A 25,804-nucleotide genomic window follows, 5' to 3' on the forward strand; every position below is an offset into this window, starting at 1 on the left:
GTGAGAGTGCCGCTCCGCCGCCCGGACCCTGACCGAAGCCGCCAACGACGAAGCGGCACTCTCCCTCCAGATCCCCAGCGACGGAAGCCAGCGCGACCTGCGCACCATCCTCGACCGCCTGGACGCCGCAGGCATCGAAGCCGACGAGCTCACGGTGCACACCCCCGACCTCGACGACGTCTTCTTCGCCCTCACCGGCGACACCGCCCTCCCCCACCAACCCGCGCACACCACCCAGACCAAGGAGACCGTCCGATGAGCTCCCTCTCCCTCGCCGTACGCGACTCCTCCACGATGCTGCGCCGCAACCTGCTGCACGCGCGCCGCTATCCCTCGCTCACCCTCAACCTGCTCATGACACCGATCATGCTGCTCCTGCTCTTCGTCTACATCTTCGGAGACGCGATGAGCGGAGGCGCGGGACGCGACGCGTACATCTCCTACATCGTCCCCGGCATCCTGCTGATGACGATCGGCTCCACCACGATCGGTACCGCGGTCTCGGTCTCCACCGACATGAGCGAGGGCATCATCGCCCGCTTCCGCACCATGGCCATCCACCGCTCCTCGGTGCTCATCGGGCACGTCGTCGGCAGCGTCCTCCAGGCCGTCGCCAGCGTGACCCTGGTCGGAGCCGTCGGCGTGGCCATCGGCTTCCGCTCCGTCGACGCCACCGCCCTGGAGTGGCTCGCCGCCTTCGGCCTCCTCGTCCTCTTCGCCACCGCACTCACCTGGATCGCCGTTGGCATGGGCCTGATCAGTCCCAACGCGGAAGCCGCCAGCAACAACGCGATGCCGCTGATCCTGCTGCCGCTCTTCTCCAGCGCCTTCGTGCCGCTGAAGTCGATGCCGGGCTGGTTCCAGCCGATCGCCGAGTACCAGCCCTTCACCCCCGCCATCGAAACCCTGCGAGGCCTCCTCCTCGGCACCGACATCGGCCACAACGGCTGGATCACGCTCGCCTGGTGCCTCGGCCTGGCGGTCCTCGGCTACGTATGGGCGGCGGCCAAGTTCGACACCGATCAGAAGTGAGACCGTGACGACGCCGAAGGCGGCGTACCCCGACAACACGTCGGAGTACGCCGCCTTCGGCCGTGACCAGAGCCGCGGCTATTACGACGTAATAGCTCTCGCCCCGGGCCGTACCGCCCGGGGCGACCATGCCGGTCCTGATCAGATGCCCGTACTCGCGGCGCCGCGCTGCCGCTGGTGTTCGTTCAGCAGCTCGAGCATCTTGTCCAGCTCACCCGCGGGCATCTTGCGGATCAGATGCTGCGCGATGAAGTAGCCGTCATCGTAGGGAAGCCGCGGCGGTGTGGCGGCCGTCGCGTCCGCGGGTTCGTCGGAATCCGTCGCACCTCCTCCGGCGCGGGGCTCCGGGACGGAGTCAGCGGCCGCCCGGCCACCGGCCGGGGGCGCTGCGGCCTCCTGGTCCGGCTCCCCTATTACGTCGTAATAGCCATCGGCGCCCGCAGACGCCGATGTACCGCGGGCGTTGAGCGACTCCTTGGGCCGAGCCGCGCTTTTCTCGGCGTTGCCCGCCTTCCCCGCCCGGTTCTGCCGCTGTTGCTGCTTCAACTTGGCCAGGGCCGCTTCCTGCTGGGCGGCCGGCTTGTTGCCGACGGAACGCAGGAGGTCGACCGGTTCCTGGCCGATGCGTTCCTTCAGCTCGGGCGTCAGGTTGAGCAGCGCGAGCCGCTGGGAGACCCAGCCCTGGGACTTGTGCAGACGCTTGGCCAGGGCGGTCTGGGTGCCGTGGATGGCGAGCAGCCGCTGCAGTGCGTGGGCCTCGTCGAGCGGTTCGAGGGCCTGGCGGTGGACATTGGCGACGAGCGCGGACTCCAGGATTTCGTCGGGGTCGCTCCCCTGCTCGTCGTCGACCATCACCTTCAGGTAGGTCAGCCCCGCCTCCCGGGCAGCCGCGAGGCGGCTGCTGCCGTCGACGACCACGTGGGTCGTGTCGGGTTCCAGCTCCTTCTCGCGCTCGGGGTTGGCCTTCACGTAGGCATCGCGGTTCATGACCGTGATGGCTTGCTTCTGGCCGTGGTCCTTCAAGCTCCCGCCGAGCTCGGTCAGGTCGCCGAGGCTGGTACGCGGGTTGTCGGGGTTGAGGCTGATGCGGTTCGCGGGCAGCTTGGTGGGCGGAGCGACGCCTTCGGTCGGTACGCCGGTCGCGGCGCCGATCGCGGCGCGTCGGCTGCTGATGCCAGTGCTGCCGAAGCGCCCGGCACCGAGCTGGTCGGCCTTGCTCATGCGATCTCCCGGGCGAGTGCGCGCATCCCGATGGCCTGCTGGGATTTGGGCGCGTAGGTCAGGAGGGGCCGCTTCATCCGCACGGCCTCCTTCTGCTCCTTCAGGTCTCCGATGAGGCCGACGACCTTCGGATCCTTGATGTCCACCCAGCCCTGGAGGGACGAGGTGGCGATATAGCCGCGGCGGCCGTCGTAGAGATTGACGGCGATGCCGAGGTAGTCGATGTCCAGGGCGAGGTCGCCCGCGAGGTCGTCGATCTGCGCGGTGAGCAGGCCGTAGGCGTCGGCGGAACTGTCCTCGGCCTGGACGACGATGAGGACGCCGGAACGGCCGGGACGCTCGCCGTCACGCCGACGTCCGTAGTAGGCGGCGGCGTCCATGCTCAGGCCGAGGCTGGGCGGGCAGTCGATGAGGATGACGTCGTAATCATTCTCCAGCGGCGCCAGGGCCCGCTCCAGAGCAGCCTCGCGGGCGCGTACGGCGGAGAGGCGCACGTCGAGAAGGAAGGCGTCGGTGCAGGCGGGCAGCAGGTGCAGACGCCCGTCGAAGGACTCGTCCTCGATGGAGACGATGAGGTCCCGCAGGTCGCCCTTGGGGTCGCCGGCCATGTGGTTGGTGAGGCTGTCCCCGTTCATGGGCAGCGGGGTCGCGCCGAGCTGGTTGGTGAGGTGGCACTGGGGGTCGAAGTCGACCAGGAGCACGCGCAGTCCGAGCCCGGGCAGGTTCTCCACATCCAGCGGGTCCTCGGCAGGGCTGCCGTCGGCCACTTCGCCGCTGCGGGCTCGAAGGGCCTTGGTGAGCTGTTTGGCTACCCGTACGGGATAGAGGGTGTTGGCGTCCTCGGCGAAGGCTTCGCCGGTGCCGGCGGTGATCGCCGTCTTGCCGACGCCGCCCTTCTGGTTGCAGACGACGATGCGCTGGGTGATGGCGGGCCGCTCGATGTGCGGGGCGGGGTTGGTGTCCAGCCACAGCTGCACGGATTGGGCGAGCCCCTGGATGAGGGAGACGCCCCGCTCGGCGGCCGTCGCCCGGAACGTGTCCCACTGCCCCTGCGGGAGGAAGGTGGAGAACGAATCGGCGCCGGAGGTGTCGACGACGGGCGGGCTGGATGCGAGGCGGTTCCAGGCCTCGATGCCCTGCTCGACGGCGACTTGGATCTCGACGCAGTGCTGGGCGGCCCGGACCTTGAGGGTCTGCCGGAGCCATCCCGGCAGCTTGGAGACGACCTTCTCGCGGTCGCTGGAAGTGGCTGGCGAAGTCATAGAGGCACCTTACTAACGTGGATACTGGAATATGTCACCGACGCGCTAGTTAGGCCAAGTTGCTGACGGGGCTCAGGGCGTGGCTGAGCTGCGCTGAGCGGCGTGACTGCGCTATTACGCCGTAATGGCGGGCCTTCGGTGGCGGAGGACAGCGGGAGCCGATGCAGGGGTATGGATGGCGCCCTGCCCTCTATTACGTCGTAATAGAGGCTCCGGATCAGGGCCGGGGGCGTGCGGCCTGCCGTCCGGTGCCCGCCGCTCCGCGAGATGTTCGGGTGGCATGACCATGCGCCGCCCGGCCATTACGCCGCAGCAGTCGGCGTTCTCGGGTGCCGTGCCGCTCCGCTGTCCCTTGCCATTACGGCGTAATAGCGGGCGCCGGTCCACTGATGGTGCGTCGCCGGTCGAGCGCCGCGCGCCGCTGCCGCAACACCGACGGCTCACGGCCAGGATGATCTGCGCGCACCTGGGGGAGGGGAGCCGACGGTTCATCCGGCGTTCGCGGCGCGGGGTGCGCCGGGTGGACGGGGCGCTCAGGGGAGCAGCCGTCTGAAACGCCCGGCGGGCCAGGCTTCACCGCGGGCTTTCCGCTTCCCGCAGAGCAGTACGACATCCGGGTCCTCATGGCGGCGGCAAGCCTGAAGTACGTGCCCGTGGCGGGCGTGAGGGCATCGCAACGGAGCGATCGCAGGGGGACCGGGCTGACGGCCGTACGCCGACGGCGCTCTATTACGTCGTAATAGCCCACAGCGCGTGCGGTGGCCTCACCTTGCCGCAGCCGTCTCCGCCATCGCCCTCATGAAGTGCGTGAGCCGCTGACCGCAGCCGTTCTGAAGACTTGCTCGATCCCTGCTGGATGTCTGCTGGAGGGAGGGCTTGTGCCGGGTGCGCTCCGGGCACAGTGCCCGGCATAGTCGACTGGCGCCGAAGACGCCTGGAACCAACTGCTCCAAGGCCGCTGCCGTCTGATTGTGAGGCCATTCGTCCTATGCGATGCATCATGGATGAGCTGACCGTTCAAGATCCTCAACCCCTGGCCACGCAGGCCAGCCGTGTGCCCTTCCCGCAGGGCCGCGGATGTCCCTATCACCCGCCCGCTGGTTACGCTCCGCTGCGTGACTCTGTCCCCCTGGGCAAGGTGACCCTCTACGACGGCCGGTCGGCTTGGGCCGTCACCGGGCACGCGCTGGCGCGCGAACTGCTCACCGACCCCCGGCTGTCCTGCGACCGCACGCGGCCCGGCTTCCCGGCACCCAGTCGGCAGTTCGCCGAGGTCCGGTCGCAGGGCGTGCCGCTCATCTCCGTCGACGACCCGGAGCATCACGCACAACGGCGGCTGTTGATCCCGCACTTCACTCTCCAACGGAGCGCGTCCATGCGCCCGCGTATCGAGCGGATCGTGGACCGGTTGCTCGACGCGATGGAACAGCAGGGTCCTCCGGCGGAGCTGATCTCCTCCTTCGCCCTGCCGATGCCGTCGATGGTGATCTGCGCGCTGCTGGGCGTGCCCTATGACGACCACGAGTTCTTCGAGACGTGCGCCCAACGGCTGCTGTCCGGGCAGACGGTGGACGAAGTCGCCGGTGCCAGGAAAGAACTCGAGGAGTACATGGGTGAGTTGATCGACCGCAAGCGGCGGGAGCCGGGCGACGGCCTCCTTGACGACCTGATGCGCCCGGACGCCCCGGCCGAGCCTCCCAGCCGGGACGCGCTCATCGCTCTGTCGGGGATGCTGCTGGCGGCGGGGCATGAGACAACTGCCAACATGATCTCGCTCGGTACGTTCACTTTGCTGAACCATCCCGGGCAGCTGGCGGCGCTGCGGGCCAAGAAGACATCCATGGACGTCGTGGTGGAGGAACTCCTCCGTTATCTGTCGGTGCCGAACGGGATGCTGCGGGTCGCGGTCGAGGACATCGAGGTGGCGGACCACACCATCCGCGCCGGGGAGGGCGTCGTCTTCGTGACCTCACTCATCAACCGGGACGGCTCGGTCTTCACGCGGCCCGACACGCTCGATGGGGAGCGTTCCGCACGTCATCACCTGGCGTTCGGTTTCGGCGTCCATCAGTGCCTGGGCCAGAATCTGGCGCGCCTGGAACTTGAGGTCGCCCTGCGGGGGCTGTTCGAACGGTTTCCGGACCTGCGGTTGGCCGTCCCCGCCGAGGAGATCCGTTCCAAGCCGGCGATCGCGACGGTCGAGGGCCTGCTCGAACTGCCGGTCGCGTGGTGAGCCCGGTGAAGATCGAGGTCGATGTGGAACGCTGCGTGGGCGCGGGCATGTGCGCGCTCACGGCTCCGGCCGTGTTCACGCAGGACGACGACGGGTTCAGTGTGGTGCTCACCGGACAGGAGGCATCCGACGAACCGCACCCGCTGGTGAGGGACGCGGTGCGGGCCTGCCCCGTCAGCGCGGTGTCACTGCGCACCGAGGAGTGAAGTGCCCCCTCGCCCCTCGCGGGGTGCGAGTTCCGGTGATGTGTGCCGTCAAGCTGTCGGGGCACGCCGTGGGCGGACCGGGGGAGAGGGCGACCGGTGCTCGCCTTGGTACGACGGGAGCCCCATGCCCTTGTCTTCGACTTCCGTGGAGGGCGGGCCGCCTTCCGAGCGCTCGGTCCTGTGCCCCTTGACACGGGGCTTGAGGGTGCGGGGATCCACCGCTTCGGCGGGCGCACCTGTGGTGTAGAGACCTTCGGGCTGGCTGTCGCGGTCGTGGGGCAGCAACCAGAAGACCCGTCGGCGGAAGGTTCCGGACGCGCGTGAGGCTTTGGCGGTGGGGCCGAGCACGGCGTAACCGACCATGCGTCCGTCACGGTGGTAGGCGGGCTTGCCTTTGCGGGTGCGCAGGCGGTCCAGGCTCTGGCGGATGTAGTCGAGCCGGTCTATTTCCTCGAGCCAGACAAGGGCGGTCTCGTGGCTGATCTCATCGTCGGTGATCAGGGAGCTCATGATGTGACGTCCCCTTCCTGGTCGGTGAGCAGGCCGATACCGGGGTAGTGCTTGCGCTGGTTCGAAAGGATCATTTCCTTGGGCGAACCCAGGCCTACGAGTTCGCGGGTACGCGCGGCGAAAGCTCGTGATGACATGACCGGTGCGCCCTCATTGTGGCACCAGGCCTTGTACGCCGCGTACAGAGAGGTCTGTTCGGCACGGAGATCCGGTCCGATCATGCATGCCTCTTCGTAGAAGCGGCCCGTGTGGTCCTCGGTCTCCGCGTAGGCAGTGGTGGCGATGCGGACGCGTTCGGGACCGGTGAGGTCGCGGTCCCCGGCGAGATAGCGGCGGGCGCCGTCGATGAGCCAGCCGAGGATGCCCGGGCCCTCCTCGGTGACGAGAATGTCGGCGAGGTTGTCGATCTTCCGGTCGTCCGGGACGACACGCTCGAAGGGGATCATGCGCATGCGACGCCAGAAGGCGAAACCACCGGTGCCCACTTCGGGACGGTGGTTTCCGAGCAGCCAGAGCTTGTGAGTGGGTTCGAAGCTGAAGAAGTCCTGCCGCATACGGCGGGCCTTGATGCGGTCGCCGCCGGTGAGGAGCTTCACGCGGGCTTCGTCGAACTTGTCGCCGGGTTTGACCTCGGAACAGACGATGACACGACGCCCGTGGAGTTCGGCGAGGTCGGTGGGATGGCCCTCGTAGGGGCGGGCCATGAGGAAGCCGGGCGGCGCGGCGTCGGCGTAGTCGCCGAGAAGTTTCACCAGGACGTCGAGCAGGACTGACTTGCCGTTCTTGCCCGACCCGAAGAGGAACGGCAGGATCTGCCCGCCGACGTCGCCGGTGACCGAATACCCGAGAAGCAGTTGGAGGTAGGCGATCATCTCGCGGCCTTCGGCGTCGTCGCCGAAGGTATCGGTCAAGAAGCGGTGCCAGCGCGGAGTGGCCCGTGCCCGGGGGCCGACCGAGGTGGAACGTGAGTGGAAGTCCTTGTTCGGGTCCGGGCTCTTGATCATTCCCGTGCGCAGGTCGACGATTCCGTCCGGTGTGCACAGCGCGTAGGGGTTGGCATCGAGACGGACGGCGTTGAGGACCATGCCCGGTGCCGACTTGGCCTGGCTGAGCATGGCGTTGATGCCGGACGTCGACAGGGCGCGCCGGCGGTGAGACTGCAGTGCGCTGGTGGTGAAGATGCCACGGGGGTCGTGCGAGGCGATGGCTTCGGCGAGATCACCCGCTGCCCACTGCACGCTGTCGTCCTCGTCGATCTGCCAGCGGGTCGTGTCCCACCGGTACCAGCCGATACCGGGCACGTGGCGGTAGTCGTTGGCATACAGCTTGACGAACAGCTTGGCGTTGCCACGATCGGACAGGGTGTCGGGCAGGAGACCGTCCGCTGTCGCCGCGCCGTCCAAGGGTGCGGGGGCCTGTGCCGGGGCGGGGACCGCCGCGCTGCCCTGGGCGCGGATCTGGGCGGCGACGGCCTCCGGATCGAACGCGAAGAGCGCTTCTGGCCCGGGGGAGGTCATGGTTGCCTCCCGCGGTCGTGGAGGGGCCGTTGCGTCCCTGCGGCAAGACCGCTGCGGATGATGGCGTCGACGCGCTGCTCCTGTCCGGGGCGTACTTGGTTCGCGGTGTCTCTCAGGAGGTGTTCGGCCTCCCGCCGGGTGAGGCGGCCTGCGGCTTGCAGCCCGCCGAGGGTGTAAGCGGCACGGTTGAGTGCGTCCGAGAACCCGGCTCCCGTGACGGTCCGGCCACATGCCCGGACCGGAGCCAGAATCGCGGCGAGCAGGTGGGAGTCACTCCCGCCGCCTGCCGCGGCGACGGCCTGGCGGGCGCGCGGAGGGACCGTCCTGGGCGCGGGAATGCCGGAGGGCAGATGCCCGGTGCGTTCGAGTTCCTGGGCCAGCCAGGGGGCGAGCGGTGCTGGTTCTCTGACCGTTCCGAGCGGGGTGTACGTGCCGTGGGGCAGGCGGGTGCCGGGTGCGACGATGTAGCTGCCGTGTGCGCGGACGTCGACCTGCCAGGCGAGGCTTCGGCCAGCGCTCGAACCGGCGGAGGACTGCCAGCGGAGATCTGAGCGGTACCAGACGTGCATGCCCCCCGAGGGCGTCCGTACGCGCAGGGTGGAGGTGTCCTCGGCGGGGCTGGTGACTCCTCGCAGCGCTGCCAGGACCGCGAGGGTGTGGTAGCCGTTGGCCAGGCCGGTGAGGTCCACCCCGGTGCTGATGGGGATGCCGGGCAGGACGCGGTCGCGGGCGGGGGGCAGTGCGGCGTGGGCGTCGATGTCGATGACGATCAGACCGGCTGGGCCGCAGGAGACTCCGATGCCGAAGTCGGGTTGTAGCGCCCACCATTGTCCGACCCGGTCGTGGTCCAGCGTGGCCGCGTGAAAGCCATGACACCAGCGGCCGAGCGGCAGGCAGGGGCACTGCCCGGGGGAGTGGGCGCCCGCACGGCAGGCAGGGCAGTTACCCGCTGGAGTCTTGCGGCCGGGTGAGAGCGGAAGCACCGGCCAGCCGCGGCGCACGCACCAGAGAGCGGAGGCGAGTGGCGCCTTGGACACGGGGGCCGCACCTCCGGGCCGCCGTGAGTCGCGGCGGGGAAACCGCGGCTCAGGAGGCATCCTCATCCCCTATCAGCGACCGAAGCGACTCAATGACGGACACAGACTAGCGAATGAGGTCGCTGGGGCGCGGCCGTCCCACCTGCCCGCGCGGCGGGGGAACGGCGGTCAGGGACAGCCCGCGGGCGGGCAGCGACCGACTGAGCGGGGCAGCGACTGAGGGCGTTCGGTAGCTGCTCGGTAGCTGTTCAGGTCTCCGCAGGTCAACGCTGGTCTGAGCGACCCAACAGCGACTGAAGCGACTGAAGGCTTCTATATATGACGCACACGCACACTCATTAACGGACTCATATATGGGGAGGTTCGGTCGCTTCAGTCGCTGATTGACTATGGAAACGCTCCTGAACTGTGGTTTTAGCGGAGACCAAGGAAGCTACGGAGACCTGCCCGGTCGCTTTCGTTCAGTCGCTGCCGGGAGCCGAACGCTGGTCGCAGGACCAGGAGCAGGACCAGGAGCAGGACCAGGGCTCAGGGACGGGCAGACGGCAGACGGCTTGAGTCGCTGTGCGGTCGGGACAGGTCAGGAGAGCCGGCCGGTGAGTTCGGTGGTGAAAACCCGGTTCCCGTCCTGCCACCCGGTGACGGCGACGCGGGCCGCCCCCTCGATGGCGCAGCGCACGGGCGCGGCCTCTATCCGGCAAGGGGCGTCGTACTCCACGTACCGGTGGAAGACAGTCGTGGCTCCGGCGGGAGCGAACGTCCAGGGGGCCAGAAGGGCGCACGCGGCCTGCCGGGCGGCCTCGATGAGCACCATCCCCGGGACGTGGTCTCCGATGTGGTCGAAGAGGACCGGGTGGCGGGTGTCGGCGCTCAGCAGCCAGCGTCCCGGCCGGTCGGCCTCGGTGAGGACCACGTCGCGGGAGAGCGTGCGGCCCACCAGCCGCGGTGTGGCGGGAACCGGACGGGCGGCGGGTGGCTGCGCGCCCAGGCGCGTCTGCCCGCGCAGCCGGCGGTACGTGGTCGGCGCGACGCATGTGAAGCGCCCGCTTCCGGCCGCGGCGAGCCGCCCCTCTCGTCTGATCTGGACGTGCATGGCGAACCGGGCGAGACGGCCGCCCTTCCACACCATGTCCGTGCAGTCCGCTTCCAGGTCCAGGTTGCTCGGCTGCCGGGCGAGCAGGAGCTGGTCGGCGTCGGTGGAGAACTCCATGTCGTGGAGCATGAACTGGTGGTCGAGCGGAACGCCGAACTGCGCATGCGCCAGGAACAGCCCGACCTGGCGGATCGTTTCCGCTGCTTGCATGAAGTCATGGCTGAGCCCGTCCGCGCTGGTGAAGAAGGTATGGGCGCGGGGCCACTGGCCGGTGAGGGCGAACCGTGAACCGTCCAACTGGCGGCATCCGGTGAGGAAGACCTCTGCCAGGGAGACGCGGTGCACGTACTCGCGGGGCACCGTGGTGGTGAGCTGAGCCGGAGAAACGGTGGGGCGGCCGGGGACCCCTGCGGCGGCCGCTGTCTGGTGGGTGAGCACTGTCATGGCATCTCCATGGCGGCCGTTCGAAGGGTAGGGCGGCAAGGCAGATGGCGCGTTAGAGAAACTAAGATACGGACCCACCGGTTTTGTTCAAGCAGTATTGGATAACTGTGCGAGGAACAAACCCGCTGGATAACGGTCGTTTGGTGCATTTGCTTGTCGACCCTGCGGATTTCGGCAGGCTAGCCATGCCGCGCACCTGGGCCCTCGAGATGCCCGGTGATACCATACGGACCTGCCGGTTTTTTTGTGATGGAGCAAGAGGCTCCACCGAGCCAGTTCCTGGAGGTGAGGCGTGGCCCAGCAGGAGCGCGCGGTACGGACACGGCAAGTGATTCTCGCGGCTGCCGCCCAGGTATTCGACGAGGTCGGGTACGAAGCGGCCACCGTGTCCGAGATCCTCACGCGGTCAGGAGTGACCAAAGGAGCCCTCTACTTCCACTTCGCCTCCAAGGAACAGCTCGCGCAGGGAGTGCTCCAGGAGAACGCCCAAGTCGTCCCGCCCGTCCCGTCCCAGCGCCTGAAACTGCAGGAGGCGGTCGACCGCGGCATGCTGCTCGCCTACCAGATGGGTATCGACCCCCTCCTGCGAGGCAGTGTCCGCCTGGCCCTTGAAAGGTCGGGCAACGACAGCCTGGACCGCAAGATCCCGTTCGAGGCTTGGACGCGCGAGAGCGAGATGCTCCTGGAACAGGCGCGGCTGGCAGGAGAGCTTCAGCCGCACGTGGACACCAAAGAGCTGGCCGGCGTGTTCGTCGGGGCGTTCGCCGGTGTCCAGCTCATGTCCCAGGCCATGACCGACCGGCAGGACCTGTGCGAGCGCATCGCCGTGTTGTACCGCGTCCTGATGTCGGGCGTCGCCGTTCCCAGCGCGCTGGTCCATCTCGATGTCACCGCAGGCCGCGGCGCCAAGGTGCAGGCGCTGATCGATGAGCGCCCGGTCGAGCCGGTGGATCCGCAGGACGAACGGCCCTCGCTCGTAGGCCGAGGCTGACTGTGGGCCGCGCCTTCGGGCGCGGCCCACAGCCATATGCACGTCCCCCACGCCAGAACGCACGGCCACGTACACAGCAGCACGTCACTTCCAAGGACGGAGCGCACCACATGGCTACTTCTGTCTGCCCCTATGCGATAGACCTGTCCGGCAGCGACCTCGCCGGAGAGGCGGCCCTTCTGCGACGGGACGGACCGGCCGCGCGCGTCCTGCTTCCCGGGGGAGTGCAGGCCTGGGCCGTCACCCGGCACGACACCGCGAAACGCCTGCTGAGCGACCCCGCCGTGTCCAAGGACGCCCTACAGCACTGGCCCCCGCTGCGAGAAGGCCGCATCGGCGACGACTGGCCGCTGCATCACTGGGTCACCGCCAAGAACATGCTCTCCGCCTACGGTGGGGAACACGCGCGTCTGCGCCGCCTCATTGCGGGGGCCTTCACCCACCGGCGCAGCGAAGCCCTCCGGCCGCGGGTCGAGGAGTACGCCGCCGGACTCCTCGAGTCACTCGCCCGGCGCCGTGGCGGGGAGACCATAGACCTCATCGCGCACTTCGCGCTGGAACTCCCGATCCAGGTGATCTGCGAACTGTTCGGTGTCTCGGAATCCGAACGCCCTCTGCTCAGACACGGGCTGAGCGAATCGTTTCGCACCTCCGCCACGGCCGAGGAGGTCCGCGCGGCCCAGACGAGCCTGCACGAGGTGCTCGCCGCACTCATCGCGGCGAAACGCCTGGCGCCGACCGACGACCTCGCGTCCGCCCTCGTATGGACACGCGACACCGACGGCGCGCGGCTGACGGAGCAGGAACTGGTCGACACCCTCCTGCTGATGATCGGCGCGGGGCATGAGACGACCGTGAACCTGCTCGGCAACGCCATCGTGGAACTCCTCTCCCATCCGGGACAGCTGCGACAGGTCACCGACGGAACCACCGGCTGGGACGCGGTGATCGAGGAAACCCTCAGAGCACGCGGTCCCGCCGCCTATGTGCCGATGAGGTTCGCCGTCCGGGACATCGACCTGGGTGAGGGCACCGTCATCCGCCAGGGCGATCCGATACTCATCTCCTTCGCCGCGACGGGCCTCGACCCGGAACAGCACGGTTCGGGTGCCAGCGTCTTCGATGCCGCCCGCACGGCCAGGCAGGACCATCTCGCCTTCGGGTTCGGGGTCCACCACTGCCCGGGAGCCTCCCTTGCCAGGCTGGAGGCCGCGGTGGCCCTGCCCGCCCTGTTCGCGCGCTTCCCCCGCATGCGTCTGGCGCGGTCACCGGAGGACCTCGAACCCACACCGTCCTTCATCACCAACGGATTCCGGGAGATCCCCGTGATCCTGGAGCCGGAGCGCGACGAGTGATCGTTGTGACGGGCGCGACCGGCACGGTGGGGGGCCATGTGGCCCGCCTCCTGAGCGCTCATCACTCCGTCAGGCTGCTGGGCCGCTCCCCCCACCGGCTGCGTGCCCGCGCGCCCGGCGCCGATGTCGTCGGCGCCGACTTCGGCGATCGCCGCTCGCTGCAGCGTGGCCTGGACGGTGCCCGGGCACTTTTCGTGGTCACCGCCGATCCGTCGCGGCCCGAGCATGACGCGAATCTGTTCGCCGCGGCACGCACGGCAGGCGTGGAGCACGTGGTGAAGCTTTCCGCCCTCGCCGTCACCGATGGCGGGGCCGACGATCTGATCACCACCTGGCAGCGCGAGAACGAGGAGCGTCTGCGCGCCTCCGGCCTGTCCTGGACGATCCTGCGCCCCCGCTCCTTCATGTCGAACACGCTCTCCTGGGCGGATGCGATCCGGGCCGGCGACACCGTCCTGACGCCGCAACCCGCCTCCCGCAACGCGTCGGTCGACCCCCGTGACGTCGCCGAAGTCGCCGCACTCGCCCTGACCACTCCCGGCCACGAACAGCGGGAATACCCCCTCACCGGCCCGGAGCCGATCTCGCCCGCCGAGCAGTGCGAGCACCTTGCGCAGGTCCTCGCACGTCCTCTGCGCTGTGTCGAGATCTCCCTGGAGCGCGCCTACCTGATGTGGGCGCTGCACTATCCCGGACCCATCGCCAAAGCACTGGTGGACAGCGCCCGGCGCCAGGGCGACGGCGCCAAGCAACAGGTGGACCCCGCCATCGACAAGCTTCTCGGGCGCCCACCGCGTGCCTACCGGGAGTGGGCCACGGATCACGCTCATCGATTCAGATGAACACCCCGGGCAAGGGCCCGGGCGTGTCGAGAACAAAGGGGGTGGCGGTGCTGGAACGGCACGCCGAGGTTGTGATCGTCGGAGGGGGCCCCGTCGGCATGCTGCTCGCCGCCGACCTGGCGGCATACGGCCTCGACGTCTGTGTTGTCGAGGCCAAGCCCTGTACGACCGACGAGCCCAGGGCGGGCACCCTGCACGCCCGTACCGTGCAGAGCCTTGCCCGCCGGGGATTCATGCGAGGGGAAGCAGGTGGCGCGGAACGCACGGGCCTCAGCCGGGAGCCGTTTCACTTCGCAGGCCTGCCAGGGCTGAGCATCACCGCTCCCGCGACCGAACCCCCTGTCCTGGTCAAATGCCCGCAAGCCGACCTGGAGAGGCGGTTCGAGGCCGCCGCACGGCGTCGCGGTGCCGTGGTTCTGCGCGACAGTGAGGCGGTGCGTGTCACCCAGGGCCCCGACGGTGTCGAGGTGCTGGTGCAGACCGGGCGAGGCGCACACCAGGTGCGCGCCGAGTACCTCATCGGGGCCGACGGCGCCCGCAGCGCTGTGCGAGAACTCAGCGGATTCACCGCGGACACCCGGCCCGCGACGGTCTCCGCCCTGATGGGGCAGGTGCGGCTGATGGACCCGGCGGCTCTGACGCCGGGCTGGCACCGCACCGAACGCGGCTGGACGGCCGCCAAATTCGACGCGCAGGGGTACGGCCGGCTGATGACACTGGACTGCCGGGGCCCGCATCCCGACCGTGGCCGCCCGCTCACCCTGGAGGAACTGGCGGCGGAGGGCGCACGGATCGTCGGCCACCCCGTACCGCTGGCCGAACCGGCCCACCTGTCCCGGTTCAACGACTTCTCCCGCCTGGTCGGCAACTACCGCCAGGACAGGATCTTCCTCGCCGGCGACAGCGCGCACGTGCACTTTCCCGTCGGGGGCCAGGGGCTGAACACCGGCCTGCTCGACGCTCTGAACCTGGCATGGAAACTGGCATACGTCCTGCGTGGCACAGCGGGCAAGGACTTGCTCGACACCTACTGCCAGGAGCGTCGGCCCGCCGGGCAGCGGGTCATCGACAACACGCGGGCCCAACTGGCGCTCATGCGTCCCGATCCGCAGCTCGACCCCCTGCGGTTGCTGATGGCCGAGCTGCTCCCGCTGCCGGATGTCAGTACGCATCTCGGAGGCATGCTCAGCGCTCAGGACACCTCTTACGCCGCCGCTGCGCCGACGGGATCCGGCTGGCAGGGCCAGTTCTTGCCAAACCTCGCGCTGGCCGGGCAGGAGGAGACGGATCTCGTCGGGCTGCTGGCCCGGGGCCGTGCCGTGCTGCTGCTGGGCAGCGACACCGCGCGGGGTCCGGGAGCGGCCCGGGGCTGGGCGCACGTTCTGCGCACCGCACGGGCCGCCGCCCGGCTCCCCGGTGGAATAATGGACTCCGCTGTCATCCGTCCCGACGGTTATGTGCTGTGGGCGTCCGGTGACGGGGAGCTGGAGGAGGTGCTTCGGCAGTGGTTCGGCGATCCCCGCTGAGGGCATGACCAGTGCGGTGACCGGGGCGGGATGTGCCCTCCCGGGGCGTGGCACTTTGCGCCAAATGAACATTGCATGACCAGGGGACGTTACAAACCGCCTGTGCGGTTTGTTAGGGTACTCCATAAGGGCGTCGGTTCTCCTTCGGGCGTGCCGATGACGGGGGTGTCGTCTCCGTCGCCCGCGTCATTTCGCGAGCGGCGGCCGCCTGGAGCGATGGAGCACCTCGATGGTCAAACAGGAACGCGCTGTACGCACCCGCAATGCCCTGATCACCGCTGCCGCTGAGGTCTTCAGCCGGGAGGGGTACCGCACGGCCTCCCTCACGGTCATCAGCCAGCTCGCGGGAGTCAGTAGCGGGGCATTGCACTTCCACTTCCCGACCAAGTCGGCACTCGCCCTCGCGGTGGAGGAAGCGGCTGCCGAGCGCCTGCGCGCGATCATCGAGCGCTGCGAGATGTTCGAACAGCCGGAAGGGCCCATTCAGCTGGTGGTCGACGCCAGCTACCGCGTGGTCGAACAACTGGAGGGCGATTTCGTCCTGCGGGCCGGCTTCGAACTGGGCGGGCACACCGAGGGCCTGGGAAGCACCGGAAGGGTCTGCGATCTGTGGCAGGGCTGGGTCGCCTCCGCCCTCGAGCAGGCCCACGGCAGCGGTGGGCTGCGTTCGGAGGTCGTGCCCGGCCACGTGGCGGCGGTCGTGGTGGCGGTGACCGCGGGCCTTGAGGAACTCGGCCGACGGGACTCCCGGTGGCTGTCGCATCCCACCCTCACGTCGTTCTGGCGCCTGGTGCTGCCGCAGGTCGCACCCGCCGGGACACATGTGCCGTTGCAGTTCGCGGGACCGTGAAGCCGGGCGCCGCAATCACCCTCTGACGGGTAGACCCCCGATAAGTACCAGTCAGGCGGTTTTTTCCGCGAGGCCTTTCGGTGCTCTCGCACCCATCTTGAGCTGGGTATTGCTAGGAACCCGCTGGGAAGCGGGATGGGCGGCTTCTGGTGAGCGAGTGCAGACTCCCTTGTAGAACCACTAAGAAACCGACTATGCTGTTTTTATTAGGGGGCCTTACGTCGGATCCCACGCCCGGCGGCACGTGTGGCAGCAGACCGTGCAGGCTCTGTGGACCGGGAGACGGACATGGACATTCAAGTGCTCGGCGGTTTCTCCGTACGACTGAACGGTGTGCCGGTGGTTCCCACGGCCCCCAAGCCCCGCCAGGTCCTGGCCCTTCTGGCCCTCAACGCGGACCGGGCGGTTCCTCTGCGCACTCTGACCGAGGAGCTGTGGGGCGCGGAGCCACCACGCAGCTCGCGGGCCACGCTGCAGACCTACATCCTGCAGTTGCGCGAGCTGATCGGCGAAGCCCTCGCCGGCCCCGCGGGCCTACGGCCCGGCGACCGCACCGGCAAGGACGTACTGGTCACCTCGCCGGGTGGCTACCGGCTCGAGACCGGCGGCGGCCACCGCGACTTCGGCGAGTTCGAGCGACTGAGCAACGAGGGCTACCGTGCCATGGACAAGGAGGACTTCACCGGCGCGGCACGCGCCCTGCGTGACGCCCTCGCTCTGTGGCAGGGGCCCGCGCTGGCCGACGTCAACGCGGGAATCCACCTCGACATGGAGACACGCAGGCTGGAGGAGGCGCGTCTGTGTGCTCTCGACCAGCGGATCGAAGCCGACCTCGGCCTGGGCCGCCACCGAGAACTGCTGCCGGAACTCACCGTGCTGGTCGAGCGCCACAGCATGCACGAGAGCCTGCACAGTCAGTTCATGCTCGCGCTGTACCGCTCGGGCCGGGGCGGCGAGGCATTGCATGTCTATCAGCGGCTGCGCGGCACGTTGGTGCGCAACCTCGGGCTCGAGCCCAGTGCTCCGGTGCGACGGTTGCAGCGGTCGATCCTCAAGGCTTCCTCCGATGTCACGCAGGACGCGCTGTTCGACGGGCGCACGGCGCCGGCGGCGGTGAGTTGAGCACCGTGTCGTCTCAACCGGCTGATCCAGAGCGGCTGAAGAAGCGCTGAACACCGCGTCCGTGTCTGCTCGAAGGAGAACCGGAGGGCACTCGGGCAGGGCTCGCGGGGTGGTGGAGGGATCCGCAGGCTCCTTGCCGCCCCGCGAGAGGCGAACCTACATTCGCATCCCTGACGAGTATCAGCAGGGTGCTCGTGCGCAGCGGCCTCGGAGGTGGGGTCTTCCCTCTGGATCAGGCATCGCGAGCCCGGCCTGATCCAGACGGAGGACCCCCAGTCCGCTCACCGCGTCCCCTCCGGCGGAAGAGATGCGGCGGGAGGGGATCACGCCACGTCCGACGCCGTCGCCGATGAGGACGCAGAAGGGGCCCCATGAATGTGATCGACGAGCAAGAAGCGTACATGCCGCACCACGAAGTCCTGGCCGTGCCACCACTGCTCCTGCCCGGCGAGGAGGACGAGAGCGACGACGAGCCCCAGCTCGTGCGCGGAATGGACTGACACCACCTCGGCCCCAGGCCGGACGCGTCGCCCCGCCCCATGGCCTCAGGCCCGATGAGGACCGACCGGCCCGCCCCCTCCGGCGGGCCGTGCCCCGGCCGAGGTCGGGGATGTGGCCGGGGATGGGCGGTGGCCGCGCCGCGCACCGGTACCGTTCGTCGCGACCGACGCCGCTCCATGCGCGGGTGAACCGTGGCAGCGGGTGTGCGGCCCGGCCACGTCAACCGGTGCGCACCCCGGGCAGGTGCCGCTGATGCGGCCCGGCCACCCCGCGCGAAGACAGTGGCCTCTCGCGCAAGACGTGCCACGCCGCCCTGTCGCGGGCCCCCTTCGTCCGCCCCGACGGTCCAAAGGAGCCAGCCGGGTACGGCCCTGGGGGCGATTGCCTTCAACGGCCCCTGTGCCGGCCGGATCCGCGGGCCCGGACACAGGCCTTCGCCGGCGTGACGGCACGGTCTCCGCCCGAGGCACCGGAGGTGCCGACTGCCCATCGGAGTGCCGGCGCCCCCGCCCTTCTCCGGAACAAGACCGAGGACCGCCTGCCCGTCCTCCACCGAGGCATCCGGGACACGCACATCTGCCACCCCGCTCGGCAGCTGACGGGTATTTATTTCTCCAGCTCATATATGGGAAATGCACGAGCATGCATGTGGAAACACCGTTCCGCATGGCATTCCATGGCTGCTAGCTTCGGGACCGTCGGCGCCGGGCAATCGGCTCGGTCTGTGCCTGGAAGGACGGTCTGTGTCACCTCAAGCAGTGAAAACAGATGCGCGCGCCTGGGAGGAAGTAGCGAATTCGATCGAATTCGTTCCTGCCGCGTACTCCAGCAAGACCCGGCCGGAGTCAGCGGCGCAGGAAATGCTGAGGTGCGGTCCGGACGACATCGAAACACTGATCGCTGCGGGTCTGCCGTTCGATGTGCAATCGGGTGTGCGCCACTTCGATGTCAATGACCTGTACAACCTCGGAATGTACTCCGGCAGGTCGAACACACAACCGGAGCTCGCCTTCAGGATGCTGTTCCGCTTCGCGGGGCGTCCGGTCGAGGACCTGCTGCGCCCGAAGACATGGGACTTCAAGGTCCGGTTGGACTGCGTCGAATGCGGCGGAACCGCCCCCTGGCACTTCGAAGCACCGGACGCCGTCCGGTTCGGCGGGGCTGCCACCGATGTGGTGGCGCCGACGCGAGCGAGCGAGAAGACGGCCGAGTACACGGCTACCGTCACCACGACGGGGGCGCGTACCCCACTGGTCTCCTCCGAACTGCGGCGTCTGACCCGCGACTACCTCGCCGCCGGTTACCGCTGGCAGATGGTTCCGGTCGCCATGCAGGCCGACTACCAGCTGGTCCACGCGCTGGGTTCGACGAGTTGCATCGCGGCGAGCCTGCTGCTGGCCGAGCGTTTTCGGGAGGCCGGCCACCGGGCCGAGGCGAAACGCGGCTGGTTCTGCGGTGTCCTGGGCGGCGCGCTCGACCTGCCCCACGCCAGCGTGGAGGTCGAGGACGACGACGGCGTGCTCAAGACCGTGGACATCGCCAAGGCGCAACTGGCCGCCCGCCTGTCGGCGAACACGGAGGCCTTCCAGGAGCTCTGCCTCGGTTCGGTCTACAACAAGGTGATCCCCTCCACCGCGTCCGGAAACGCGGCCTTCGCCACCCACGGCTGCGGGTCACGCACGCCGGTGCACGTGCGCGCGGACATCCGCTCGCTGCGCTGACCCCACTTTCCCGCGCCACTCATTTTGGAAGGACGAGTGTAAATGGCGGTACGTGAGATAAAACCGGTCGTCCTGGACCTGGATCGGTTGGAGAATCTCGCTGAGTCCGGCTACTACAACCCGTACTCGATGTTTGACTGGCCCGACTCCATCGCGCCGGACCTGCCCTGGATGTCGGAGAGTTTGACCACACTCGCCGGCACCCCCATGTGGGATGAACTCACCCGCGAACAGCAGATCGCCCTCACCCGGTACGAGGCGATCAATTTCTTCAGTCTCAACATTCACGGCATACGTGAACTGATGAGCGAAGTCGTGATGCGTATCCACGAGCGAACGTACGCGGACGTCTCGGAATTCCTGCACCACTTCATCGGTGAAGAGAACGAGCACATGTGGTTCTTCGCGCAGTTCTGCCTGCGCTACGGCGGCAAGCTCTACCCGGCCCAGCCAACGCTGAAGGCCGACTCGGTGGAGCACCTCTCCCCGGTGGCCCGCGAACTGATCGTGTTCGCGCGCATCCTGATCTTCGAGGAGATCGTCGACTACTTCAACGCGAACATGGCCACGGATCAGTCGCTGCCGCCCATCGCCCGCGAGATCAACCGGGTGCACCACCAGGACGAGAGCCGGCACGTCGCGTTCGGGCGGATGATCTTCACCCACCTCCTGGGCCAGGTGACCGAGCGGGACCCGGAGGAGGTACCCGTGGTTGCCGCGTACCTCGAGAACTACCTGCAGTACAGCATCGGCACCCTCTACAACCCGGCCGCCTACCGCGACGCGGGTATCCCGGATGCGCTGGCCCTGCGGCGCAAGGCATTGGCACACCCCGCCCGGGCGGAGGCGCACGACCAGGTGCTCAAGCGCACCAGGAAGTTCCTCACCAAGGCCGGCGTGGGACGGGAGGTGATCAAGTGATGTCCGAACCGATGCAGGCGGTGCGCGAGTTCATCCAGGGCCGCAACCCCAAGGTCGGGCCGCTCACCGATGAGCTGGACCTGATCGACAGCCGTGCCATCGACTCGCTGGCGTTCGTCGAGTTCATCTTCCTGCTCGAGGAGCTGAGCGGCGAACCGATCGATCCGGAAGACCTGGACCTCGACGACTTCCGCACCCTCAAGGCACTCGAAAACCGATTCTTCGTGAAGGAAGCGGCATGCTGACGACAACGACCGACAACGGCCTCGGGGTCCTCGACGGCAGCCAGCTCAGGTTGCTCCGGGCCATCGACGCGACGTTTCTGCGCCTGGCCGGAGACTGGCAGGCTCCCGAGTTCCGGTTCCCGTTCCTGATGCGGTGCAAAGACCTCGACACCTTCGACTACTACGACAACTTCCCGCACCTGGGCCTCGCGGCGACCCGGCTCGATCCCGCGCTCCTGGCCGCCGAGCTCGCCACGACGTCGCGGCCCACCGAGCGGATACCGGCCCAGGTGATGGAGCCGACCGCCTTCGCCCTGCCCTCCGCTGCCTGCTACTCCGTCTACGTCGACCTGGCCGGCTCCGTACTGCCCGATGAGGGCGTACTGCGCACCACGGTCGGCACGTGCTTCCGCAACGAGGACCACTACGAGGGACTGCAGCGCCTCCTGGGCTTCTCCATGCGCGAGATCGTGTGCATCGGGCCGGAGCAGGCGGCCAAGAGCCATCTGATCCGGGCGAAGGAAGCCGTGGTGGCCCTGTGCACCGAGCTCGGGCTCGACCTCAGCATCGAGGCGGCCACCGACCCGTTCTTCGACAAGAACAGCGGCAAGGCCAAGATGCAGCGCCTCTTCCCGGTCAAGGAGGAGTTCGTCGTGGGCGGCCTGGCGATCGGCTCGGTCAACTACCACCGCAACTTCTTCGGTGACCGATGTGACATCAGGGCGGGTGCCGAGACCGCGCACACCAGCTGCCTGGCCTTCGGCCTGGAGCGCTGGGTGCACACCCTGACGGACCGGTTCGGCGGCGTGGACGCCGCGGTGTCCGCGGTCGAGAGCCTGAGTTGATGCGTGCCTCCGCGGCCGGGGTGCTCGGCCTCGAGACGAGTCTGCTGCAATCGGGCATGGGCGGTGTCGCCGGCACGGAACTGGCCTGCGCGGTGTCCAACGCCGGAGCGGCCGGCTGCGCGGGCGGCTACAAGCTGGTCGGCGGTGCGCTGTCGGCCATGCTCGAGCGGTTGACCGAGGGCACCGACCGATCTGTCGGGGTGAACCTGATTCCGGAGGTCGTCGGGCCGGTCGAACTCCGCCGGCAGGTGGCGCAGGTGCTCCACGAGACGCCGGAGCGCGTGCATCTGTCCTTCTTCGGAATGCCGGAGGAGGCGGTGTTCGACCAGGTCGCCGCGGCGGGACGCCGGACGGTGGTCCAGGTCGGGACGGTCGAGGACGGGGTGCACGCGGCCGCGCGCGGCGCGGTGGTGGTGGCCCAGGGCGTCGAAGCGGGGGGCCACCTGCTGGGTACGTCGCGCCGTGACGACTTGGTGGGCGCGCTGCGGGCCCTGGTGCCCGACGCCTGTGTGGTCGCATCGGGCGGAATCGGCTCGCCCGAGGAGGCACGGCGGGCACTGGCCGCCGGCGCTGACGGGGTGCTGCTGGGTACCGCCTTCGTCGTCGCCCACGAGTCGCGTGCGCACCCCCGTTTCAAGTCGGCGGTGATCGGTGCCGAGGAGTCCGACACCGTGATCACCGACGTGTACGAGATCGGATGGCCGGGCCGGCGGCACCGCGTGCTCGCCACGGCAGTCACCGCCGACCCGCATCAGCCCGCGAAGTTCATCGGCAGGACGGAGGTCGAGGGCAAGCCGTACCTGGTGCCGCGTTTCAGCGCGGCGGTGCCCACCGAGGCGACCAGCGGCCGCATCGAAGAGATGGCGCTGTACTGCGGTCACTCCTGCGGGGCGATCGCCGACCAGGTCCCGGCGGCCGATGTCGTCGCCGCCTACGCACGGGTCCTTCCGGGGGCCGAAGTCGTCAGCAGTCGAGAAAGGGCACAGAGCTATGCCGGATGAAGTGCACGATGACTACCACCACGACCTGAGCTATCGCGAGGGCGCGCCGTCGGTACGCACCCGGGAGGGCGTCGAGCTCTACTGGGAGTCCGCCGGTGAGGGCATCGCCATCACGACGCTCAACAACTTCTTCTTCTCCGCCCCGTTCTGGCGGGACTACACCGACGAACTCGCCAAGCACTACCGCGTCGTGAGCTACGACCTCTGCAACCACGGCCACTCCACGCGGCTGGCGCAGGAGCCGACCTGGGAGGAGCACGCGGCGGACCTGATCGGGCTGCTCGACGGGCTGGAGATCGAGTCGACGTACCTGCTCGCCTCGTCGGCCTCCACCCAGCTCGCCCGCGACGTGGCCCTCGCCTACCCGGACCGGGTACGCGGCCTGGTGCTGGCCGGTCCGGTCCTCGGCCCGCAGGGCATGCGGCGTCACCGCGGCCTCCAGCGGGCGTGGCTGCGGACGCTGAACGACCACGACATCCCCACGCTGTTCAGTCACATGTATCCCGAGTTCATCAGTACGGAGATGAACGAGGAGTACGGGGCGGCGGGCTACCTCGGCCTCAGGGAGAGCTTCCTGGCCATGTCGACTCCCGAGGAGCTCAACAACGGCCTGACGCTGGCGCAGAAGGGCGACTCCAGTCCCGAGCTGCTGACCCGCGTCCAGGCGCCGACGCTGATCGCCCTGGGCGACGACGACATCCTGCTCAGCCCGACAGCGGGCCACGAGCTGGCGGCTCTGTTCCCCAACGGCCGCTGCGAGATCATGCCGAAGGCCGGCCATGTGCCCTTCCTCGACGACCCCGGCGGCTTCCAGGAGCTCGTACGGAAGTTCATCGACGAAACGGAAGCGAATGTCTGACACGGCGGTGGAGGTGCGGCAGCGTATCCGTGAGCTGCTGGTCGACGTGTTCGGCGGCCCCTCCTTCGCCGGCAAGGTGCACGACACCGTGTCGCTCCGCGAGGCCGGGGTCCCTTCCACCGCGCTGGTTGCTCTGCTGGTCGCGATGGAGGACGCGTTCGGTTTCGAGTGGGACGACGACGTCCGGCCGGAGGTGCTGCGGTCCATCGATTCGCTGGCGGGCCATGTCGTGGCGCTGCGCAATTGAGGACCTCGCCGTGACGGCCGGGAGCGCCGTGCCCCGGGGCGTGGCACCGGGGACGTCAACGGCGACGTTTCCGGTGCCCTCGCCTCACGGACCGGCCGAACAGTTCGCGGCCGGTCGTCGCGCGGCCGCCGCGGCACTGGCCGCGGCCGGGTCGGCCGAGCGGACGGTGCCCCGGGCCCGGGACGGCAGACCGCTCTTCCCCCAGGGGTTCGCGGGTTCGATCTCCCACACCGGCCGGCTCGCGGTCGCCGTGGTGGTGCCCGGTGCCGAGGCGGTCGGCGTCGACATCGAGCCCGCGGTCATCCCCTCCCGCGTGGCCGCGTTCGTCCTGCGGGCACAGGAGCGGCGCTTGCTGCTCGCCCCGGCCGGTGCTCACACCGCGCGTGACCTGTTCGCGGCCAAGGAGGCCGCGTTCAAGGCGTTGAGCTGCGTCGGCACGCTGGGGGAGTTCCTCTTCTGGCAGATCGGTCTCAGCCGGTCCGATGGCGCGCTGCTCGCGGCGCACCGGGGCGAATCGGTGCCTGTGTGGGTTCGCTCGGAGGCGGATCTCTCGTTCGCCGTGGCGATTCGGCGCTGATGTCCACGTAGGAACGCCGCAGGCCGCGCGGGGGAGGCAGCGCGACCGGCCATGGGGAGGGCGCCGCGTGGACGCCGGTCCGGATCGCGGGCGGCTGGAGGGCGTCGAGTCTCTCCGGCCGGTCCGACGCCTTGGTTCCCCCAGTCCAACCGCTCTCGTACGAACGTGATCCGCCGCCCGTCCGGGCCGATGCCCTTGTCTGGAGACCCTCATGACCAGCACACCCCCGACGGAGGGGAGCGCGCGCTTCCAGCGCACGCTGACCACCCCGAAAATCGTGTTCATCATCATCGCCGCAGCCGCCCCGCTGGCGGCGATGGTGTTCACCGTCCCGCTCGCCTTCGCCATCGGCACCGGTCCCGGCGTGCCGGCCATGTTCCTCTTCGCAGGTCTGACCCTGCTGTGCTTCTCCGCGGGGTATGCCGCCATCGCACGGCGGATCAGCCACATGGGCGGCTTCTACACGCATATCGCGCACGGGCTCGGCCGCCGCGCGGCGGCCGGGTCGGGGCTGCTCGCGGTGCTCGCCTACAACGCTGCCACGGTCGGGGTTCTCGGCGCCTTCGCCTACTTCACCCAGAACGTTGCCGCGGCCCACGGCCTGGACCTGCCCTGGCAGGTGTGGGCGGGGCTCGGCCTGCTCCTGGTCGGCATGCTCGGCTACCGGGAGGCCGACCTCAGCGCCCGGCTGCTTTCCATCTGCATGGTGTGCGAGATCGCCATCCTGATCGCCCTGGACATAGCCATCCTGGCCCGCCACGGGGGCGCGGCACTGCCCTCCGCCTCCTTCGCCCCCCACGAGATGCTCGCACCCGGGCTCGGCGTCTCCGTGATGTTCGGCTTCGCCTCCTTTCTCGGCTTCGAATCAGCCGCCCTGTACGGAGAGGAGGCCAAGGCGCCGCACCGCAGCGTGCCCCGCGCCACCGTCATCGCCGTGCTCACGGTCGCCTCGTTCTACGCCCTGACCAGCTGGGCCGCTGTCGGCGCTCTGGGGCCGGAGCGGGTGCGCGCCCAGGCCGAGAACCACCTCGGCGATCTGTTCTTCCTGCTCAGCGACAGCTACCTGGGGCACCCGGCCACCGTCACCATGCAGATCCTGCTGTGCACCAGTCTGTTCGCCGCCTGGCTGGCGCTGCACAACGCCGCCAACAGGTACATGTACGCCCTGAGCCGCGACGGGCTGTTGCCCCGCGGACTCCATGCCACGCACGCCGGGCACGGCTCCGTGCACCGGGCAAGCGTGATCCAGTCCATCTTCAGCGCGGTCGTGGTCACCGTGTTCGCACTCGCGGGTCTCGACCCGTACGTGAACATGTCGACCAGCATGCTGGGACTGGGCACCCTCGGCATCATCCTGCTGCAGGCCGTGGCCTCGGTGGCCGTCATCGGCTACTTCCGGAATCAGCGTGAGGAGCGCTGGAGGACCGCTGTCGCCCCCGCGCTGGGAGCTCTCGGGCTGATCTCCGCGGCCGTACTGGTGGTGTCGAACTTCGACGTGCTCACCGGTACCACCGAGCCGCTGGTCACCGCCTTGCCGTGGCTCCTGCTGGTGGCCGGCGGCTTCGGGGTCGCCCTTGCCTCCTGGCTGCGTTCGGCCCGTCCGGAGCGGTACGCGCGCCTGGGCGGCGTGTCCGCGCCGGCGCCGTCACCGACCCCCGCCCCGGCGA

Annotated in this window: 24 protein-coding genes and 1 pseudogene; 19 read left to right on the forward strand and 6 right to left on the reverse strand. The window is 68.9% G+C overall.

All coding sequences use genetic code 11. From position 1 onward, the window contains the following. Positions 1 to 10: 10 nt before the first annotated feature. Together AB8Z36_RS00335 and AB8Z36_RS00340 are read left to right on the forward strand one after the other, a co-directional pair. A pseudogene (locus AB8Z36_RS00335) lies at positions 11 to 259 on the forward strand (ABC transporter); the annotation flags it as partial. Continuing rightward, the gene (locus AB8Z36_RS00340) at positions 256 to 1,032 is read left to right on the forward strand and encodes an ABC transporter permease (protein WP_369211123.1); all 777 of its coding nucleotides are present in this window, start codon (positions 256 to 258) and stop codon (positions 1,030 to 1,032) included. The pseudogene AB8Z36_RS00335 and the gene AB8Z36_RS00340, both read left to right, overlap by 4 nt. A 141-nt stretch (positions 1,033 to 1,173) precedes the next feature. Here AB8Z36_RS00340 and AB8Z36_RS00345 read toward each other — a convergent pair whose 3' ends face one another. Both AB8Z36_RS00345 and AB8Z36_RS00350 read right to left on the reverse strand, forming a co-directional pair. Beyond that, positions 1,174 to 2,253: a ParB/RepB/Spo0J family partition protein gene (locus tag AB8Z36_RS00345; RefSeq protein WP_369211124.1), complete on the reverse strand. Its 1,080-nt coding sequence runs from the start codon at positions 2,251 to 2,253 to the stop codon at positions 1,174 to 1,176. Further along, positions 2,250 to 3,515: a ParA family protein gene (locus AB8Z36_RS00350; protein ID WP_369211125.1), complete on the reverse strand. Its 1,266-nt coding sequence runs from the start codon at positions 3,513 to 3,515 to the stop codon at positions 2,250 to 2,252. Before AB8Z36_RS00350 ends, AB8Z36_RS00345 begins: the two co-directional genes overlap by 4 nt. Before the next feature lie 1,000 nt (positions 3,516 to 4,515). On the opposite strand from AB8Z36_RS00350, the gene AB8Z36_RS00355 reads away from it, so the two are divergent. After that, on the forward strand, positions 4,516 to 5,748 hold the full coding sequence (locus tag AB8Z36_RS00355; RefSeq protein ID WP_369211126.1) for a cytochrome P450: 1,233 nt from the start codon (positions 4,516 to 4,518) through the stop codon (positions 5,746 to 5,748). Then, positions 5,745 to 5,954, forward strand: coding sequence for a ferredoxin (locus AB8Z36_RS00360; protein WP_440581832.1), 210 nt, complete (start codon positions 5,745 to 5,747; stop codon positions 5,952 to 5,954). The genes AB8Z36_RS00355 and AB8Z36_RS00360 overlap by 4 nt, the downstream gene beginning before the upstream one ends. Before the next feature lie 48 nt (positions 5,955 to 6,002). Here the strand turns inward: AB8Z36_RS00360 and AB8Z36_RS00365 are convergent, their stop codons facing one another. The 4 genes from AB8Z36_RS00365 to AB8Z36_RS00380 all read right to left on the reverse strand — a co-directional run bounded on the left by AB8Z36_RS00365 (position 6,003) and on the right by AB8Z36_RS00380 (position 10,555). Then, entirely contained in the window at positions 6,003 to 6,464 is a 462-nt protein-coding gene (locus AB8Z36_RS00365) for a DUF6009 family protein (protein WP_369211128.1), read from the reverse strand. After that, complete coding sequence (locus AB8Z36_RS00370; RefSeq protein ID WP_369211129.1) at positions 6,461 to 7,981, reverse strand: DNA primase family protein; 1,521 nt, start codon at positions 7,979 to 7,981, stop codon at positions 6,461 to 6,463. The genes AB8Z36_RS00365 and AB8Z36_RS00370 overlap by 4 nt, the downstream gene beginning before the upstream one ends. Further along, entirely contained in the window at positions 7,978 to 9,078 is a 1,101-nt protein-coding gene (locus tag AB8Z36_RS00375; RefSeq protein WP_440581833.1) for a bifunctional DNA primase/polymerase, read from the reverse strand. The genes AB8Z36_RS00370 and AB8Z36_RS00375 overlap by 4 nt, the downstream gene beginning before the upstream one ends. 520 nt (positions 9,079 to 9,598) lie before the next feature. Next, entirely contained in the window at positions 9,599 to 10,555 is a 957-nt protein-coding gene (locus AB8Z36_RS00380) for a ScbA/BarX family gamma-butyrolactone biosynthesis protein (protein WP_369211131.1), read from the reverse strand. Positions 10,556 to 10,847: 292 nt separating this feature from the next. Here AB8Z36_RS00380 and AB8Z36_RS00385 point away from each other — a divergent pair, with 292 nt between their 5' ends. From AB8Z36_RS00385 to AB8Z36_RS00455, 15 genes are all read left to right on the forward strand, one after another. Beyond that, the gene (locus AB8Z36_RS00385) at positions 10,848 to 11,546 is read left to right on the forward strand and encodes a ScbR family autoregulator-binding transcription factor (RefSeq protein ID WP_369211132.1); all 699 of its coding nucleotides are present in this window, start codon (positions 10,848 to 10,850) and stop codon (positions 11,544 to 11,546) included. Positions 11,547 to 11,656: 110 nt separating this feature from the next. Continuing rightward, a complete protein-coding gene (locus AB8Z36_RS00390; protein ID WP_369211133.1) occupies positions 11,657 to 12,901 on the forward strand; it encodes a cytochrome P450 family protein in 1,245 nt (414 codons plus the stop codon). A gap of 5 nt (positions 12,902 to 12,906) precedes the next feature. Continuing rightward, positions 12,907 to 13,743 (forward strand): NAD(P)H-binding protein, encoded by an 837-nt coding sequence (locus AB8Z36_RS00395; RefSeq protein ID WP_369211134.1) that lies wholly within the window; start codon positions 12,907 to 12,909, stop codon positions 13,741 to 13,743. Positions 13,744 to 13,766: 23 nt separating this feature from the next. After that, the gene (locus AB8Z36_RS00400; protein WP_369211135.1) at positions 13,767 to 15,269 is read left to right on the forward strand and encodes an FAD-dependent monooxygenase; all 1,503 of its coding nucleotides are present in this window, start codon (positions 13,767 to 13,769) and stop codon (positions 15,267 to 15,269) included. Between the two features lie 229 nt (positions 15,270 to 15,498). Beyond that, positions 15,499 to 16,119, forward strand: a complete 621-nt coding sequence (locus AB8Z36_RS00405) for a ScbR family autoregulator-binding transcription factor (protein ID WP_369211136.1) — start codon at positions 15,499 to 15,501, stop codon at positions 16,117 to 16,119. 288 nt (positions 16,120 to 16,407) lie between these two features. Continuing rightward, positions 16,408 to 17,241 (forward strand): AfsR/SARP family transcriptional regulator, encoded by an 834-nt coding sequence (locus AB8Z36_RS00410; protein ID WP_369211146.1) that lies wholly within the window; start codon positions 16,408 to 16,410, stop codon positions 17,239 to 17,241. Between the two features lie 1,259 nt (positions 17,242 to 18,500). Further along, on the forward strand, positions 18,501 to 19,463 hold the full coding sequence (locus AB8Z36_RS00415; RefSeq protein ID WP_369211137.1) for a hypothetical protein: 963 nt from the start codon (positions 18,501 to 18,503) through the stop codon (positions 19,461 to 19,463). A 42-nt stretch (positions 19,464 to 19,505) separates the two neighbouring features. Then, positions 19,506 to 20,384 (forward strand): diiron oxygenase, encoded by an 879-nt coding sequence (locus AB8Z36_RS00420; protein ID WP_369211138.1) that lies wholly within the window; start codon positions 19,506 to 19,508, stop codon positions 20,382 to 20,384. Continuing rightward, a complete protein-coding gene (locus AB8Z36_RS00425; protein ID WP_369211139.1) occupies positions 20,384 to 20,629 on the forward strand; it encodes an acyl carrier protein in 246 nt (81 codons plus the stop codon). Before AB8Z36_RS00420 ends, AB8Z36_RS00425 begins: the two co-directional genes overlap by 1 nt. Further along, positions 20,623 to 21,453, forward strand: a complete 831-nt coding sequence (locus tag AB8Z36_RS00430) for a hypothetical protein (protein ID WP_369211140.1) — start codon at positions 20,623 to 20,625, stop codon at positions 21,451 to 21,453. Before AB8Z36_RS00425 ends, AB8Z36_RS00430 begins: the two co-directional genes overlap by 7 nt. Next, positions 21,453 to 22,454 carry an NAD(P)H-dependent flavin oxidoreductase gene (locus tag AB8Z36_RS00435; RefSeq protein ID WP_369211141.1) on the forward strand — a complete coding sequence of 334 codons (1,002 nt, stop codon included), beginning with the start codon at positions 21,453 to 21,455 and terminating at the stop codon, positions 22,452 to 22,454. Before AB8Z36_RS00430 ends, AB8Z36_RS00435 begins: the two co-directional genes overlap by 1 nt. A gap of 1 nt (position 22,455) precedes the next feature. Beyond that, positions 22,456 to 23,313, forward strand: a complete 858-nt coding sequence (locus tag AB8Z36_RS00440) for an alpha/beta fold hydrolase (RefSeq protein ID WP_369211142.1) — start codon at positions 22,456 to 22,458, stop codon at positions 23,311 to 23,313. After that, positions 23,306 to 23,560 carry a hypothetical protein gene (locus AB8Z36_RS00445; protein WP_369211143.1) on the forward strand — a complete coding sequence of 85 codons (255 nt, stop codon included), beginning with the start codon at positions 23,306 to 23,308 and terminating at the stop codon, positions 23,558 to 23,560. Before AB8Z36_RS00440 ends, AB8Z36_RS00445 begins: the two co-directional genes overlap by 8 nt. 73 nt (positions 23,561 to 23,633) lie before the next feature. Then, positions 23,634 to 24,137, forward strand: a complete 504-nt coding sequence (locus AB8Z36_RS00450; RefSeq protein ID WP_369211144.1) for a 4'-phosphopantetheinyl transferase superfamily protein — start codon at positions 23,634 to 23,636, stop codon at positions 24,135 to 24,137. A gap of 211 nt (positions 24,138 to 24,348) precedes the next feature. After that, positions 24,349 to 25,804 (forward strand): APC family permease (locus AB8Z36_RS00455; protein WP_369211145.1); only part of this gene is annotated, 1,456 nt, incomplete at its 3' end.

It is taken from the genome of Streptomyces flavofungini (assembly GCF_041028215.1).
Taxonomy (GTDB): domain Bacteria; phylum Actinomycetota; class Actinomycetes; order Streptomycetales; family Streptomycetaceae; genus Streptomyces; species Streptomyces flavofungini_B.